General features: G+C 65.8%; 14 protein-coding genes. 7 read left to right on the top strand and 7 right to left on the bottom strand.

The window, feature by feature from the left end; translation table 11 throughout:
• Positions 1–44: 44 nt before the first annotated feature.
• The 5 genes from AC1DBX_RS16750 to AC1DBX_RS16730 all read right to left on the bottom strand — a co-directional run bounded on the left by AC1DBX_RS16750 (position 45) and on the right by AC1DBX_RS16730 (position 6,152).
• Positions 45–806 carry an SDR family NAD(P)-dependent oxidoreductase gene (locus tag AC1DBX_RS16750; RefSeq protein WP_476851156.1) on the bottom strand — a complete coding sequence of 254 codons (762 nt, stop codon included), beginning with the start codon at positions 804–806 and terminating at the stop codon, positions 45–47.
• Positions 799–2,676, bottom strand: coding sequence for a PEP-utilizing enzyme (locus tag AC1DBX_RS16745; protein ID WP_476932273.1), 1,878 nt, complete (start codon positions 2,674–2,676; stop codon positions 799–801). Before AC1DBX_RS16745 ends, AC1DBX_RS16750 begins: the two co-directional genes overlap by 8 nt.
• Positions 2,677–2,744: 68 nt before the next feature.
• Positions 2,745–3,923, bottom strand: coding sequence for a PEP/pyruvate-binding domain-containing protein (locus tag AC1DBX_RS16740; protein ID WP_476932272.1), 1,179 nt, complete (start codon positions 3,921–3,923; stop codon positions 2,745–2,747).
• A 5-nt stretch (positions 3,924–3,928) separates the two neighbouring features.
• Positions 3,929–5,206, bottom strand: coding sequence for a cytochrome P450 (locus tag AC1DBX_RS16735; RefSeq protein WP_476888106.1), 1,278 nt, complete (start codon positions 5,204–5,206; stop codon positions 3,929–3,931).
• A 151-nt stretch (positions 5,207–5,357) separates the two neighbouring features.
• Positions 5,358–6,152, bottom strand: a complete 795-nt coding sequence (locus tag AC1DBX_RS16730; protein ID WP_476888105.1) for an IclR family transcriptional regulator — start codon at positions 6,150–6,152, stop codon at positions 5,358–5,360.
• A 165-nt stretch (positions 6,153–6,317) separates the two neighbouring features.
• On the opposite strand from AC1DBX_RS16730, the gene AC1DBX_RS16725 reads away from it, so the two are divergent.
• The 5 genes from AC1DBX_RS16725 to AC1DBX_RS16705 all read left to right on the top strand — a co-directional run bounded on the left by AC1DBX_RS16725 (position 6,318) and on the right by AC1DBX_RS16705 (position 10,951).
• Positions 6,318–6,791: a MarR family winged helix-turn-helix transcriptional regulator gene (locus tag AC1DBX_RS16725; RefSeq protein WP_476932271.1), complete on the top strand. Its 474-nt coding sequence runs from the start codon at positions 6,318–6,320 to the stop codon at positions 6,789–6,791.
• Entirely contained in the window at positions 6,788–7,771 is a 984-nt protein-coding gene (locus AC1DBX_RS16720; protein ID WP_476932270.1) for a zinc-binding alcohol dehydrogenase family protein, read from the top strand. The genes AC1DBX_RS16725 and AC1DBX_RS16720 overlap by 4 nt, the downstream gene beginning before the upstream one ends.
• Positions 7,772–7,924: 153 nt before the next feature.
• A complete protein-coding gene (locus tag AC1DBX_RS16715; protein WP_476932269.1) occupies positions 7,925–9,121 on the top strand; it encodes a luciferase domain-containing protein in 1,197 nt (398 codons plus the stop codon).
• A 450-nt stretch (positions 9,122–9,571) separates the two neighbouring features.
• Entirely contained in the window at positions 9,572–10,162 is a 591-nt protein-coding gene (locus AC1DBX_RS16710; protein WP_476932268.1) for a TetR/AcrR family transcriptional regulator, read from the top strand.
• A 147-nt stretch (positions 10,163–10,309) separates the two neighbouring features.
• The gene (locus AC1DBX_RS16705; protein ID WP_476932267.1) at positions 10,310–10,951 is read left to right on the top strand and encodes an NADPH-dependent F420 reductase; all 642 of its coding nucleotides are present in this window, start codon (positions 10,310–10,312) and stop codon (positions 10,949–10,951) included.
• Positions 10,952–11,049: 98 nt separating this feature from the next.
• Here the strand turns inward: AC1DBX_RS16705 and AC1DBX_RS16700 are convergent, their stop codons facing one another.
• Positions 11,050–11,544, bottom strand: a complete 495-nt coding sequence (locus tag AC1DBX_RS16700; protein WP_476932266.1) for a DUF1801 domain-containing protein — start codon at positions 11,542–11,544, stop codon at positions 11,050–11,052.
• An 82-nt stretch (positions 11,545–11,626) separates the two neighbouring features.
• Complete coding sequence (locus AC1DBX_RS16695; RefSeq protein ID WP_476932265.1) at positions 11,627–12,559, bottom strand: hypothetical protein; 933 nt, start codon at positions 12,557–12,559, stop codon at positions 11,627–11,629.
• Positions 12,560–12,892: 333 nt separating this feature from the next.
• On the opposite strand from AC1DBX_RS16695, the gene AC1DBX_RS16690 reads away from it, so the two are divergent.
• Both AC1DBX_RS16690 and AC1DBX_RS16685 read left to right on the top strand, forming a co-directional pair.
• Positions 12,893–13,450, top strand: coding sequence for a putative immunity protein (locus tag AC1DBX_RS16690; protein WP_476932264.1), 558 nt, complete (start codon positions 12,893–12,895; stop codon positions 13,448–13,450).
• Between the two features lie 236 nt (positions 13,451–13,686).
• A complete protein-coding gene (locus AC1DBX_RS16685; protein WP_476932263.1) occupies positions 13,687–14,292 on the top strand; it encodes a dihydrofolate reductase family protein in 606 nt (201 codons plus the stop codon).
• Positions 14,293–14,446: the final 154 nt, after the last annotated feature.

Genomic DNA, 14,446 nt, shown 5'->3' with positions numbered 1-14,446 from the left:
GTTCTCCTTAGGTTGAATCGGATGATGGCAGGCAAGGGAGCGCCTCAGATGAACTGGCGGCCGCCGTCCACCACCATGGTCTGGCCCGTGTAGTAGGAACTGTCCGGCCCAGCCAGGAAGAGGGCCGCGCCCACGATGTCCTCGGGCTGGCTGGCCCGCTTGATGGCCCCGCGCTCCACACCGTAGTTCTCGGCGTTCTCCATCAGGCCGTAGCTGGCTTCGGTGAGCGTGAAGCCGGGGGCGATCGCGTTGACCGTGATCCCCCGGCGCCCCAGTTCCTTGGCCATCACCCGGGTCATGGCCACCACGCCGCCCTTGGACGCGACGTAGTGGAGCCACTGTTCCGAGCCGCTGAAGATGGTGGCGCTGGAGAGGTTGATGACGCGCCCGCCCTCGGGCAGGTACGGGCTCGCCGCGCGGGTCACGAGCCAGGGGCCCTTGAGGTTGACGTTCATCACCAGGTCCCATTCGGCCGGGTCGATGTCCTCGAACGGGCTGCGGGTCACCCCCGCGTACACCGCCGCGTTGTTGAGGACGACGTCGATGCTTCCGTTCCCGAAGTCCGCGCAGTCCCGTGCGAGGATCTCAGTGGAGTCCACGCTGGTGACGTCCGCCGGGAAGGCGGCGGCCTCGGCGCCGAGTTCGCGGACCAGTTTGGCCGTCTGCTCAGCGCCCTCGAGGTTGATGTCGGCGACCGCCACGCGGTACCCGCGGCCGGCAAAGCCGAGCGCAAACGCCCGGCCCAGCCCGCCGGCGGCACCGGTGATCAGGACGGTCCTTGCAGCCGGCGCGTTCAGCTCAGACATGACTGTGGCTGTGCGCGTGGGCGCCGGGTCCGGTCGCCAGGAGCTCCGGTTGGTCGGCATCGAGGATCTGCACGGTGCCCTTGGTGCCGTCCACCCTCAGCCGCTGGCCGGTCTTGATGGTGGTGGAGGCGGAACCCGTTCCGGTCACCGCCGGAAGACCGTACTCCCGGCAGACGATCGCCGCGTGGCTCATCATGCCGCCGATGTCCGTCACCGTGGCCTTGATCTTGCCGAAGATCGGGCCCCAGGACGGCGCGGTGACGGTGGCCACCAGGATCTCGCCCTGCTGGACCTCGGAGAGCTGGTCCGCGTCGGTGATGACGCGGGCCAGGCCCTCCACCACGCCCGGCGAGGCAGCCATGCCGCGCAGGCCCCCGCCCTCCACTTCCTCGCCGGCGCCCAGCCACTGCTGGACCTGCTCGGTGGTGATGCCCCACAGCATCCGGGTAAAGGGTTCGGTGATGGATTCCGGCGGGGTGTTCAGCGCCGGGGCAGGCCGGGCGGTCTTGAGCGCGTCCACGATTCCGCGGCGGCGCTCGATCTCTGCCGGCCAGTAGTCGGGACCGATCGGCTTGGCACCGACGCCCCAGCCCGTGACCAGGTCGAACAGCGCGTCGCGGACCTCGTTGCGGCCCAGGTAGAGGAGGTCGTCCGGTTCAGTCCAGAAACCCTCGGCCTGCATCATGCGGGACAGCTCGCGGATCTTGCGCCAGAAGACGCCCATGGTCCAGTGCTCGATGTAGAAGTTGTGGTTCTCCACGTACGGGTAGGCGGTGGCGGCGAGCCCGCGCTTGGCGTCGAAGAGGGCCTGATTTTCGCCTTCGAGCAGCTCGCGGTATTCCTCGATGATGCGGTCGCGTTCTGCGATGAGCGCCTCCACCGGCCGCATGATTTCCTGGCCCTCGTCCACGCGGCGGATGTAGTCCGCGATGTAGCCGAGCGGGATTTCCTGGTGTTCGTTCCAGTACTTGTCGTGGCCGTAGAAGCCGTTGCCCACGGTGAAGTTGAACCACGGGTCCTTGGCGGCATCGTACTGGGACGTCCAGCGGTTGCCTCCGGGGGCCGCGGCGATGGCAGCCAGGGTGGCCTCGACGTCGTCGGTGTTGCTGAAGTGGGCCTGGATCCCAAGTTCCACGGCGAGCTTGGCCAGCTGCTTGAGCTCGTCATCCGGGCGGAAGAGCTCCATGTCCACGCCCTGCACCATGGTGGCGATGGACTGGTCCGGAATGTTGGGGAACACCTGCTTGCAGAAGTTGAAGAAGTCCAGGTAGGCGATGTAGCCGAGGTTGAGGAACTCGAAGTGGTACTGCCAGTTCTGGTAGGCCAGCTGGATGAGCCGGTCGTAGCTTTCCAGGAGCTTCTCGGAGCCGTCCTTGCCCTTGCCGGAGAGGATGTCCTCCATGGGGACCAGGTCCGGGAGCCTGGGGAAGGAAATGGTTTCCATTTCGTCGATGGTGCCCTTGACCTTGACGTGCCACTGCTTGAGGAGCTGGTCCCAGTTCTGGAAGTAGTGGCCAACGCGCTGTTCGAACAGGGGCACGCGGGCGGCGATCTGGTCTTCCGGCACCGGGATGGGCGACATGTAGAGGTAGCCCAGGTGGACGCGGAACTCGATGCCGTTGGCGTTGGGGATCATGAGGTGCCGTGCGTTGTACTGGCCCAGGCACTTGACCGCGAACTCGCCGCCGATGGTCTCGAAGGGCTTGAACACGGTGGGCCAATGCTGGCTGTCGCAGAACCAGAACTTGGCGTCCTCCTGCTCCTTGAGCTTGTCCTGGAAGACCAGATAGTACGGGTAGATCTTTTCCCAGCCCTCGGCCCCGGCGGGGACCGCGAGCTCGGAGGGTTTGGGGAAGGACTTCAGGGACATGGCGGTCCTTTCAATACGGGCTCGGCGTTGAGCCTGGGTGACGTAGCGGACTAGCGGGTCGGAACGTTCTAGAAGGACGGCTTCAGCAGTGAGGCGGTGATGCTGCCGAGGCTAAAGCCGGTGGCGGACGACGGCGCCGGGCCGGCCGGCGTCGTGGTGGCTGGCGTCGTCGGGGAAGCGGGCGCTGCCGCAGAAGTGGCGGAGCTGAGTCCGCTGAAGTAGCCGCCGGCGGCTGCCGAGGATGGGACAACAGGCTTCGAGGAGTGCACGGTTTCCGGGCGGGACTGCAGCAGGAGCAGGTTCTCCCCGTCCGGCAAGTCCGCATCGAGGGCCCACTCGATGTCCTGCGGGCACTTGTAGTGCTTCTCCGCGCGCTTGGCCATCTGCGCGACGGCGGTGAGCTCGGCGCCGGTGAGGCTGCGGCGGCCGCGGCGTTCGGCGTCGACCTCCCGCTCCACCAGGCGGCCGGCAACAGCGTCCGGGACGAGTTCGGCGTGCTTGTCGCCGAGGTGTTCGGAGACGACCGCCAGCGTGACCTTGTCCAGCATGATGTTGTCCGGCGTGACCTGGCCGGAGACCACCATCTCCCCCACCCCGTAGGAGGAGTCGATAGTGATCTTGGAACGATCGCCGTTGGTGGGGTCCATGGTGATGGCGACGCCGGAGACCCGTGCGTTGACCATCTTCTGCACCACTACCGCCATCGAGAGGCCCTCGTTGGGGATGTTGTTCTTGAGCCGGTAGATGATGGCGCGGGATGTGAAGAGCGAGGCCCAGCACTGGCGGATGTGCTCGGTGACGGCCTTGACGCCGTCGAGCCAGAGGTAAGTGTCCTGCTGGCCGGCGAAGGAGGCGTCCGGCAGGTCCTCGGCGGTGGCGCTGGAGCGAACGGCCACCGGGACCGGCGACTCAAAGCGGGACATCAGGGACTCGTAGGCGGCGACAGTGAGCTCGCGCAGGGCCTGAGGCACCGCGCGGGAGCGGATGTCCGCCCGGATCGCGGCGGACACCCTATCCACCTGGCCCATGTCTTCGGGGTCCAGTCCTGCAAGGAGCTGGTGGATGTCCCGGGTGATCCCGGCTTCCTCCATGAAGGCATCGAACTGCGCGGTGGTGACCACGAAGCCGGGCGGGACGGGCATGCCGGCGGAGGTCATGGTGACCAGGGAGGCGCCCTTGCCGCCGAGGTTTTCGAGCTTCGGTTCGATGCCGCCGTCGAAGAACTGGACGTATTCGTTGCTCTGCATATTTCTCAGGCCTTCCAGGTGACGGGGACGGTCTCGGGGACGCGGAACGAGAGGTTCTCCCGGAAGGAGATGGTTTCCGGATGCTCCAGCTGCAGCTCCGGGACGAGCCGGACCACTTCCTCGAGGGCGATCTTGGCCTGGAGCTTGGCGAGCATGTTGCCCAGGCAGTAGTGGATGCCAAACCCGAACGAAAGGTGCTCGCGGGCGTTGGGGCGGGTGATGTCGAAGTCCTCGCCGGCGTCGAACTTGGTGTCATCCCGGTTGGCTGAGCCCATGAGGAGCAGCAACTGTGCGCCTTCTTCGATGGCGACGCCGCCAACTTCAGCGTCCTTGAGGGCCTTGCGGCGCCAGCCGACGATCGAGCCGGCGTAGCGCAGGACTTCGTCGATGGCGGCGGGAATTTTCTTCGGGTCCTCCACCAGCTGCTTCCACTGCTCGGGGCGGGCCAGGAGTTCGCGGAGGGCGTTGGAGATCAGCGTGGTGGTGGTCTCGTGGCCGGCGAAGAGCAGGCTATAGAGGACGGAAGCGACCTCGTGGTCGGAGATTTCCGCGCCGTCCTGCTGCGCCTTGACCAGGTCCGCGGTGAGGTTGTCGCCGCCTTCCTCGTGAGCCACCCTGACCAGCCGGAGGCATTCCTGCCAGTACTCCACCAGGTTGTGGGCGTGCGGGATCTGTTCGTCGTCAGTGAGGTCGCCCCACGTCATGGCGGCGCGGGAATCGCTCCAGCGCTTGAAGGTGTCGACCTGGGCCACGTCTGCGCCGATCAGGGTGAGGATGGTGATGGTGGGGACGTCGTAAGCAAGGTCCTTGACCATGTCGCCGCGGCCTTCCGGCCGGGCCAGCATTTCTTCAAGCAGTACGACGACGTTTTGCCGGATGAACGGTTCCAGAGCCTTGTAGCGGCGGGGGGTGAAGGCCTTCTGCACCACGGCGCGGATGCGGGTGTGCTCCGGCGGGCGGCGGGCGGAGAGGCCCGAGTAGGCGGTGAAGCCGCCGTCGTCCATGATCTTCTTGGCCGCGGCACCGCGTTCGCGGACAGGCGCCTGGGCGTTTTCGCTGGAGAAAGTCTCCCAGTCTTCAAAGACGGCCTTGATGTCGTCATATCGGGAGACGACATAGAGGCCGATCCGCTCGTCGAACATCACGGGCTGCTCGGCCCGGAGTTCGGCGTAGGCGGCGAAGGGATCCTTCATCTGGAACGGCTCGTAGCCGTGGTGCCCCGTAGGGGCTTCGGCGCCGTGTCCGAAGGGACAGCGGCCGGCCGTTTCAGTCGACGATGACATCTGGGCTCCTTGGTTTTCCGGTCCCGCTGACAGCAGCAGTGCATGCCGGGGGTTCTTCCACCAGTGTGGCCCCCGTCACCTCGGGATGGCAGGAATGGCTTCCACTGAGCGGAAGCCACTTTGCCGCGGGCCTGCAGCTGCAGGATTCGGACTAGTCCGATCCCGCGGCGTGGCTACCCAGCAGCGTTTCCAACGGGATCCGCGCGGTGGCGCGTTCGATCTGCGCCGAGATGCCCCTCAGGACGGGAAGGTGGCGGCTCATCGTGGCGGCCTGGCTCGTGGGAAGCACCAGGCCGATTGCGGCGCCGATTCTGCCGGTGTGGAAGACCGGGACGGCGATGGAGCACGAGCCCAGCCGGACTTCCTCGAGCGTAGTGGCGTAGCCCTGCTCCCGGATCTGGGTCAGTTCGGCGGCCAGTTTTCTCGGGTCAACGTGGGTGTGCGCGGTGTGCCGCTCGAGCTGCCGGTTCAGGTAGGCGTCGCGGACCCAATCCTCCTCGAAGGCCAGGAGGACCTTCCCGACGGCGGTCGCGTGCATGGGCAGGCGTCCGCCGACGCGGGAAGCTCGGGGCAGGCGCTTGGAGCCGTAGACGCGGTCGATGTACAGCACCTCGTGGCCGGACCGGACGGCCAGGTGCGCGGTTTCGCCCGTGAGGGAGAAAAGATCCTGGATGTATGGGCGCGCCGCGTCGCGGAGCTGCCGCCCGGTGTTCTGGGCAAGCTCCCAGAGGCGGATGCCCAGCTGATAGCGGCCGTTGGGCTCGCGGGAAAGTAATCCCCAGTCCGTGAGCTCGTTGACAAGCCGGTGGGCGGTGCTCAGGGGCAGCCCGGATTTTTCCGCGATTTCCGTCAGGCTGAGGGCACCCCGGGACTTTTCGAAGGCTTCCAGGATGGAGAGCACCTTCGAGGTCACAGTCCTACCGGGCTCACTGCTGCCGCCAGCCATCAAGGCTCCTCTGCGATATTCGCCCATCGTCGATGGTCGCCGGGACGTCCGATCAGAGTCTAGCCCTCGAGCAGGAGCACACGAGTCCTCCAAAGAGCTGCAGCCGGCCGGTAAGTAGAATCCGGGGAAGTATCTTCCATGGAATCCAAATGCTAATCTTGATCCATGGACACCAGAACTGGCCAGACTGACTTCTATCCCCTCTTCAGCGCACTGACCCGGCTGGAAACCGAGCTGTGGGATGCGGTCGACGCCCGCCTGCGCCAGGAATGCGGACTTCCCCTCGGCAGGTTCGAGGCGATGGTCGTTGTCTCCTCCCTTGGCACGTGCAGGGTGTTCGACATCGCGTCGGCGCTGGCCATAACCGTGGGCGGCGCCAGCAAGCTGGTTGACCGTGTTGAGGCGGCCGGGTACTGCTCGCGGAAGATGAACCCGGGCGACCGGCGCTCCTCCCTCCTTGACCTCACTGAAGAAGGGAAGGCGGTGGTTGCTCGGGGCCGCGCTGTGATCGAGGCCGAGCTCGCGCGCTGGTTCACCCCGGCCCTGAGTCCGCAGGAGACCGCCACCCTGTTCGACCTCCTGACACGGGTCCGCAGCGCCCAGCGGCCCTCCGTGGACTCGACGGCGGCCGGTCAGTGAGCGGCGGCACCATGCGGGCCGTGGTGCTGGACGGCCCAGGGCCGGCCGAGGCGCTGGTCATTCGCGACCGACCCATCCCCGTGCCACTGCCGGGCCAGGTGCTCATCCGGGTCCGGGCGTTCGGGCTCAACCGCTCGGAACTGCACACCCGCCTGGGCTTGGCCGAGGGCGTCACGTTCCCGCGCGTGCCCGGAATCGAAGCTGTCGGCGAGGTGGCCGACTCCCCCGGCGGCGAGTTCCGCACCGGGCAGAAGGTCGCCACCCTGATGGGGGGCATGGGCCGCGTGTTCGACGGCGGCTACGCCGAGTACACGTGCGTGCCGGCCCGGCAGGTCATTGCCTTCGAATCAGAGCTGCCCTGGTCCGTCATCGGCGCCATCCCTGAGATGCTGCAGACCGCCCACGGCTCCCTCACCATTGGCCTGGACATCCAGGCCGGCCAGAGCCTGCTCATCCGCGGCGGAACCTCCTCCGTCGGCATGGCCGCCGCAATACTTGCCAAGCGCCGCGGGCTCACCGTCCTGGCCTCAACGCGCGACGAAGCCAAACGGGAAGCGCTCGCCTCGATCGGCGTCGACCATGTCCTGATCGACGACGGCGACCTCGCCACTGCCGTGCGCCGCATTGTTCCGGGCGGAGTCGACGCCGCCCTCGAACTCGTCGGCACCCCCACGCTGCCCGACACGTTGCGCGCCACCCGGGTCCACGGCGTCGTCTGCTTCACCGGGATGCTCTCAAACCAGTGGACAGTCCCGGACTTCTATCCGATTGACTACATTCCGCGGGGCGTCCGGCTCACCTCCTACACAGGCGGCGCCCCCGACCTCCCCGGCGGCGTGCTCCAGGAATTCCTGCAGGCCGTCAGTGACGGCACCGTGATGGTACCCATCGGCAAGGTCTACACCCTCGATGACATCGTCCAGGCCCACACGGACATGGAGAAAAACCGCGTCAGCGGCAAACTCATCGTCACCACGTAAGACCCACAGCCGGCAGCGAATGCTACGTCCCCCCAACCCTGTTGCGACGCCCCGCTGATTCGCAACAGTCGCTGGGGGAATACGCGACGCGCAATAATACTTGAAGCTTCAAGAGAAACTTATTGTGCCCAACACCCCCGAGCAGGAGCATTCATGCGCATCTCCGAGAAGTCCACCGATCTTGACGGCCGCCACCCGGGCACCTCGGCAGTGGCGACGACGGCCGGGTCGTCCGACCCTGCGGCTCCCCTGGTGGTGCTGTTGCACGGCCGGGGCTCAAGCGAGCGCGAGATCATTGCCCTCGCCGACCACCTGCCGCCCGGCCCGGCCTACGCCGCCGTCCGGGCGCCGATCGCAGAGGGCGGCGGCTATGCATGGTTTGCCAACCGTGGCATCGGCCGTCCGGTCGCCGAGTCGCTGACGGCATCCATGGCGTGGTTCCGAACCTGGCTCGATGCTGTCGCCCCCGCAGGCCGGCCGGTCGTGCTCGTCGGCTTCAGCGGGGGTGCAGCATTCGCTGGCGGGCTGGTCCTTGCAGATCCGCAACGATTCTCCGGTGCGGCTATTCTGTACGGCACCTTGCCGTTCGACGCCGGTGTCCCGGTCACGCCGGCCCGGCTGGCAGGCCTTCCGGTTTTCGTCGCTCAGGGCGATCAGGACAAAGTCATCCCGACGGAACTGCTGGACCGCACCTGGAACTACTTGCTGACGGATTCCGCCGCCCCCGCCTACGCCCGCCGCGACCCCGGAGGGCACCAGATCAGCGGCCAGACGCTCCGTGAACTCGGGGGCTGGATCCACGAGCGACTGTCGTTCCTGGCTCGTTCCGGAGCGGATGAAGGCACCACCGGCGGACGCTGGTCGGCCCTGCCGGACGGCACTCTTCCCCGCAGGGCCGGTCAGCGTCCCACCGTGTCATGGACAATCCCGCAGGAACAGCGCAGTGACAATGCGCCAGTGGACCTTCAGGAAAAGTTGTTCGCCAGGATCAGTTCGCTCGCCGGAGTCTCGACTTCGCAGTCCGTTATCTCCGTTCCAGGCGCGCGGGGCCTGATGATGCAGCCGGAACCTGACGCTCCCGAGGATGCGTTCCTGGTCCCCTCAGCCGGGGAGTTTGCCCACCAGCACCCGCCCCACGACGGCTCCCTCCACCTGGCCCTGCCGCCCCAACTGGCCGCGGACGCAATCGCCAAGGGCTGGGCAGTGGCCCACCCGCTGGCCGGCATCCGGCTGGCTCGAGGCATGGTCATGGTCTACGGGCCCCGCGACGAGAATGAGCTGCACGTGGTCGCTGCAATGGTAGAGACCAGTCACGCCTGCGCCACAGGCCCCGACGCCCACAGGTTGTAACGTTCCGGCAGGCCGGCCCCGATCATGCACCCCGGCGTGGCTTGCGAACCCGCGCATGGCGTTTCGCATTGTGCCGCGCCCGAGTGCGCGTGGCAACGTGGCCCAGCTTCGCCTGGAGCAGGAGAAGGCGGGGAACGGCGAAGTAGACGGCAATGGGAACGACCACAAGAGTGAGCGTAAAAGCGCGCAGGACCGGGGGCCACCCCGGCGCCAAAGCGGCCAAAATACTCATCCCGATTGCGGCCAGCGGAAAGATCGCCACCCAGGTGATAGCAGCCCTCACATGGACCGATGCCACACCGACGGTTCGGTGATGATGCGCATCCGTTTCATCGGCCGCTAGCGCCTTACCCTCGTGTTCCACTCAATCTCCAAACGTCTGGTTGGAATCGATGCTACTGCGTGCTGTTTCGCGAAAGCAAACAAACGGTTGGAGTTAGGATGGGGGCCATGGCCTGGGACACTGATGCGACGCAGAAGAAAATCCTCGATGCCGCAATTACCGAGTTCTCCGATCGGGGCTTCTCCGGTGCGCGTATCCATCAGATTTCGCGGATCTCCGGGTGCAACCGCGAACGGATTTACTTCTACTTTGGCGGCAAGGCCGGACTCTTTGAAGCGGCGCTCACCCGCGAACTCGTCACCGCCCTGGACGACCTTCCGGTCGCCGGCATGGGTCCTGGTGCGATCGGAGATTTCGCGGGACGGTACTTTGATTTTTCCAGGAGCCGCCCCAGCCTCGCACGCCTTACCTTTTGGGAGGGGCTTGAGCAGGGACATCCGGTAGGAGCCGAGGCCCGCACCCTCCGCTCGGCGAACAAAGTCACCGAGATCCGGAATGCCCTTCCGGCCTTGAGCGAGGCCGCGGCGGAAGACCTGCTCCTGACCGTCGTCACACTGTGCCACGCCTGGGTCGCGAGCCCGAATGTCCCCCTCGTGATCACCGGACCGCCGGACGCAGAGCGCAGGCGCGCGTCCATCGTGCGCACCGGCGAACTGCTCGCTCAAGATGCCGTGGATACGGCCCAGCGGCCGTCATAGGCGCGAATACTCCGTTCAGTTCTGAAAAGTAGTTGACGCTTCAACCTTACCGACGTACATTTAGTTGTAGCTTCAATGATCACTTTCCCAAGAGAACAGAATCTGATGAAAACCCTCCTGGCCCGCATATTCGGAAAGAAGACACCCATGACGAACCTCACCATCATCGGCAACGGCAACATGGCCCGTGGCATCGCCACCCGAGCACTCGCCGGCGGCCTGACCGTGGAAATCCTCGGACAGGACATCACCAAAGCGCAGGAACTGGCCGCCGAACTCGGCGCCGGCGTCACCTTCGGGACCACCGCCGAGGCCCCGCAGGGCGCCATCGTGGTCCTCGCTGTCCCGTTCGACGCCGCCAAGAACGTCGTCAGCGCCCACGGCGAGGCCCTGACCGGCAAGACCATCGTCGACATCACCAACCCGGTGAACTTCGAGACCTTTGACTCCCTGGTCGTCGAGCCCGGCACCTCCGCCGCCGAAGAAATCGCGCAGCTTGCCCCCGCAGGCGCCAACGTGGTCAAGGCGTTCAACACCACCTTCGCCGGCACCCTCGTCGCCGGAGAGTCAGGCGGACAGCCCCTGGACGTCTTCATCGCCGGCGACAACGCGGACGCCACCGCCGCCGTGAGCAGCTTCGTCAGCGCCGGCGGCATGCGCCCCCTAGTGGTCGGTCCGCTCAAGCGCTCCCGGGAACTCGAAGGCTTCCAGTTCGTCCTCATGACCATGCAGGCCAACCCCGAGTTCGCCGACTTCAACTGGGACACCGGACTTCAGGTCACCAAGTAACCCGGACTGCGATAGGCGTCAAGAAATAGACGCAAGAGCACGACGGCGGGCAGGATCCGCCGTCGTGCTCTTGTTTGCCTCGGCGGCAGGCCTCCGGTTCAACGCTTCTTGCCCCCGACACCCGGCACGGACGCGACCTGCTTCATCCACGCCGCGATCTGGCGTTCGTCGACGTCGTCCATGGATTCGAGCTCCACACCCCGAGTCGACTTGCCCATCCCCACCGGTGTCACCGGAGGCACAGGCTCGAGCGCTGCGCCATTCACAAACATGAGCTTGACATGGCCAGCAAATCCGCCGCAGCTGAAGCACCACCCGTCGCCGACTCCGTAGTAGGACATGCCCCACTTCACTGAGCGCCGAAGGCTGGGCAGCGTCTTTGCCGCCAAAGCATCGACCGTTTCTGCGATGCCCCGCTGCGGCTGTGGCAGGCTGGCGATATATGCGAAGACCGGCTTGTCGCCGACCGCCGCTTTTGCCGGGCTTGCCCTGCCGGTCATGGATTCCGGCAGAGTTGGGGCGACGTCAACACGTGCGCCGGTGCGCGTTGCCGGCTTTTGGGCTTCCCTCTTACCTATTTCCCCACTGGTCATGGAGGGTATTATTCCTCACCCATCGCGAGACGGAACCACAACCGTTTTCTCGCGAGCCGTATCAGGCTCTTCGGGGAAGTCTCTAACTGTCCGCAGTTATCGATTCCAGGACGGCCTGGAATGCTGGACTTACTCGTATCCCCAGGCCACCATCGTCGGACACCTCGGTAAGTTGCTCGTAGCTCGTCCCGTTCCACCAAAAGACGTGTGGACTCACCGGTGCAGGTGAATCGCTGTATCCCATGGCGGCGAATCGGGCCATTCCGTTAACCGCTGGAATGACGGTGGCGTCTTCGATGATGTGCCAAACGACTTGGTGTCGGTTCGGGACGCTCATGAGCCAGCCGAATTCTTCTCCGACGCGCTTGCCGATGAGTTGTGAGGCCAAGTCGGGAAGAAGTAGAGCCCGGCTCCCGGTATGGACAGATTCACCTAACAGAGCCGTGAACGAGCCCCCTCCCGGTGCAGGGAGGGTTTCGAGTTTTTCGACTGCCAGCCCGCGAAGGTTCGCAATACCCTGGGTTCTGAGGGCTTCGAACCCGCCGAACTTGTTTGCGTTGTTGTGACTGAAAACGGTAACCGTGTCCGGGAGGTCGAGCGCGATCATCTCGACGATGCCCGGCGCGAACTCCCTGTGCGGGTAGCCGTCGATCCCTGGCATGCTCGCCTCATCATAAAGGCGTGCGAAAGTCTGCTTCGCTACATCAGCAGGGGCAAGGATGTCGAACGGATCGGGTGCGTCGAAGCTCGCCAGAACGCGTTGAAGATGTTCGCGTATCAGGTCCCGCCACAAGGATTGCGGCTGGTCACCACAAGCGGCGGCCACGTTCCAAAATCCGAATTCACGCCCGGAGTCATCGACAGCGTGGCCGGGCTGAACATGGACTTCGAGTCCCATCTCGGCGAAAACTTCGCGCGTGATCGTTCGGAAATGGTTAGCGCCTGAAATCGTGAAGAACGTGAGGTGCGAATCAGGCGGTTCCGGTTCGGGAGACTTCTTCCTGAAGATGCCCACAATGACCCGCTTTCGTTGTGGCGGTCGATCGATTCAAGTCGACAATGGCCGGCCTGGGAGTTTCTGCTGCCGTCAGTGGGTCCACAGGCTGAGCACCCGGTGAACCCGATTCCGATTCTGTCGCAGTCCGATGGGAACCCAGGTTGCGACCCGCCCGGTAGAGACCTCCAGCCAGAACAGGCGGCATTGCTTTAGGGTCGGGTCCGGCACACCCAAGTCATGTCCAGGGTTCCGACCGGGAATCCAGACGTGCCCACGTATCGAGACCGAGATTCCCCTGCATCGCACTGCCCCTAAGCCGACCGGTCTGCACAGCATGTGTATGGTGCTGATATGGCTTCTCCGCAGACGCTGAGTGAGCCCGAGCGCCGCGTCGTCGCGACTTGGGCCGCAGACTGCGCTGAGCGGGTGGTGGCTTTATTTGAGGCCGAGGCGCCGGCAGATGATCGCCCCCGCGACGCCATCGCGCGGGCGCGGGCCTTCGCCCGCGGTGAACTCCGTGCCGCCGACGAGATCCGCCGGCGGTTTGTTGCCGGCCGTGCCGCACTCGAGGTGACCAGCCCTGCTGCGGTGGCTGCCGCCCGGTCTGCCACGCAAGCCGCCGCCGTCGCCCACATGGGCGCGCACGCCCTGGGGGCAGCCGCGTATGCCGCGAAAGCGGCCGGACTGGCGGCGCCCGGTCGGCCCCAGACGATCGACGACGAGATTCACTGGCAACTCGAGCACATGAGCGCCGAAGCCCGGTCCGCGCTCCGGTGCCTGCCACCGTTGGGCGCGAATTCCGCCGGTCCGCTGGGGCCAGGACTTCTCGCATCCGGAATCCTCGCCTCGATCATCCGCACGATCCAGACCGACTTGGCCCGCCCCGACCAGCCTGCCTCCTCCAGTTGAATCTGCCGCCCGCAAGCCGGTCCCCCACCGCGACACCATCCGCCCGCACTGGTGCTGCCAGAAAATCCGATACAGCTACTGGATTCCTGGAAGCCAGCAGCTTGGCCCACGTGCCCGGGTGAGGAGACCGTCGGGACCAGCCGCCGGAGACGGTGGGCGAGGATGCCAGCACGTGCTACGATCCCCGGAATCGCCACACGCGACCATGCAAGTCGCTATCACTCAGGAGGTTCGCGATGCCGGACACCACCTGCCACATGTCGATCTCGCTGGACGGCTTCGTCGCCGGGCCGGACCAGAGCCGCGAGAACCCCCTGGGCAAGCGGGGGCTGGAGCTGCACGGCTGGCACATCGGCGACCCGCGGGCCAACGATGCCGACAAGGTCGCGAACGAGTGGCTCATGCGCCCGCGGGGTGCGTATGTGATGGGGCGGAACATGTTCGGCCCGGTCCGCGGGGACTGGGATGAGGAATGGGCCGGGTGGTGGGGAGCCGAACCGCCGTACCACGCGCCGGTGTTTGTGCTGACCCATCACGGACACGACCCGATCCAGCTGGACGGCGGGACGACCTTCCACTTCGTCACCGAGGGTTTCGACGCGGCCTACTCCGCAGCGTGCCAGGCCGCCGGGGACAAGGGCGTGGACATCGCCGGCGGGGCCTCGACCGTCCGGCAGGCACTGATCGCCGGCGTGATCGACGAGCTCACCCTCGACATCGCACCGGTCCTGCTCGGTTCGGGCGAACGCATCTTCGACGGGGTTGAATCCTTCGGCTTCGAACCCGACGAGGTGCTCCACTCACCGCTGGCCACCCACATCCGCTATCGCCGCGTCGGCTGACTCCGAACAGGGATCCGGCCCGCTCCGGCCCAGGTACGACCCGGTCCGAAGCCCAGGGTGTGCACATTGTGCATACCCTCCTTTTGCCCACTTCGGCGCACCCAAACAAGGGGCCACATATGCCTGGGACCAATCCCAATGGCCAATAAGCTCG

Source organism: Arthrobacter sp. 10N44_2 (assembly GCF_056394385.1).
The sequence above is the reverse complement of the archived record's forward strand: the minus strand, read 5'-3'. Positions and strand labels throughout refer to the sequence as shown.

What these genes read in the sequence shown, in the direction of transcription:
- AC1DBX_RS16710 (WP_476932268.1), top strand. Translation starts at nt 9,572, where the DNA reads ATGGCCTGGGACACTGATGCGACGCAGAAGAAAATCCTCGATGCCGCA.
- AC1DBX_RS16730 (WP_476888105.1), bottom strand. Translation starts at nt 6,152, where the DNA reads ATGGCTGGCGGCAGCAGTGAGCCCGGTAGGACTGTGACCTCGAAGGTG.
- AC1DBX_RS16685 (WP_476932263.1), top strand. Translation starts at nt 13,687, where the DNA reads ATGCCGGACACCACCTGCCACATGTCGATCTCGCTGGACGGCTTCGTC.
- AC1DBX_RS16715 (WP_476932269.1), top strand. Translation starts at nt 7,925, where the DNA reads ATGCGCATCTCCGAGAAGTCCACCGATCTTGACGGCCGCCACCCGGGC.
- AC1DBX_RS16740 (WP_476932272.1), bottom strand. Translation starts at nt 3,923, where the DNA reads ATGCAGAGCAACGAATACGTCCAGTTCTTCGACGGCGGCATCGAACCG.
- AC1DBX_RS16700 (WP_476932266.1), bottom strand. Translation starts at nt 11,544, where the DNA reads ATGACCAGTGGGGAAATAGGTAAGAGGGAAGCCCAAAAGCCGGCAACG.
- AC1DBX_RS16745 (WP_476932273.1), bottom strand. Translation starts at nt 2,676, where the DNA reads ATGTCCCTGAAGTCCTTCCCCAAACCCTCCGAGCTCGCGGTCCCCGCC.
- AC1DBX_RS16735 (WP_476888106.1), bottom strand. Translation starts at nt 5,206, where the DNA reads ATGTCATCGTCGACTGAAACGGCCGGCCGCTGTCCCTTCGGACACGGC.
- AC1DBX_RS16725 (WP_476932271.1), top strand. Translation starts at nt 6,318, where the DNA reads ATGGACACCAGAACTGGCCAGACTGACTTCTATCCCCTCTTCAGCGCA.
- AC1DBX_RS16705 (WP_476932267.1), top strand. Translation starts at nt 10,310, where the DNA reads ATGACGAACCTCACCATCATCGGCAACGGCAACATGGCCCGTGGCATC.
- AC1DBX_RS16750 (WP_476851156.1), bottom strand. Translation starts at nt 806, where the DNA reads ATGTCTGAGCTGAACGCGCCGGCTGCAAGGACCGTCCTGATCACCGGT.
- AC1DBX_RS16690 (WP_476932264.1), top strand. Translation starts at nt 12,893, where the DNA reads ATGGCTTCTCCGCAGACGCTGAGTGAGCCCGAGCGCCGCGTCGTCGCG.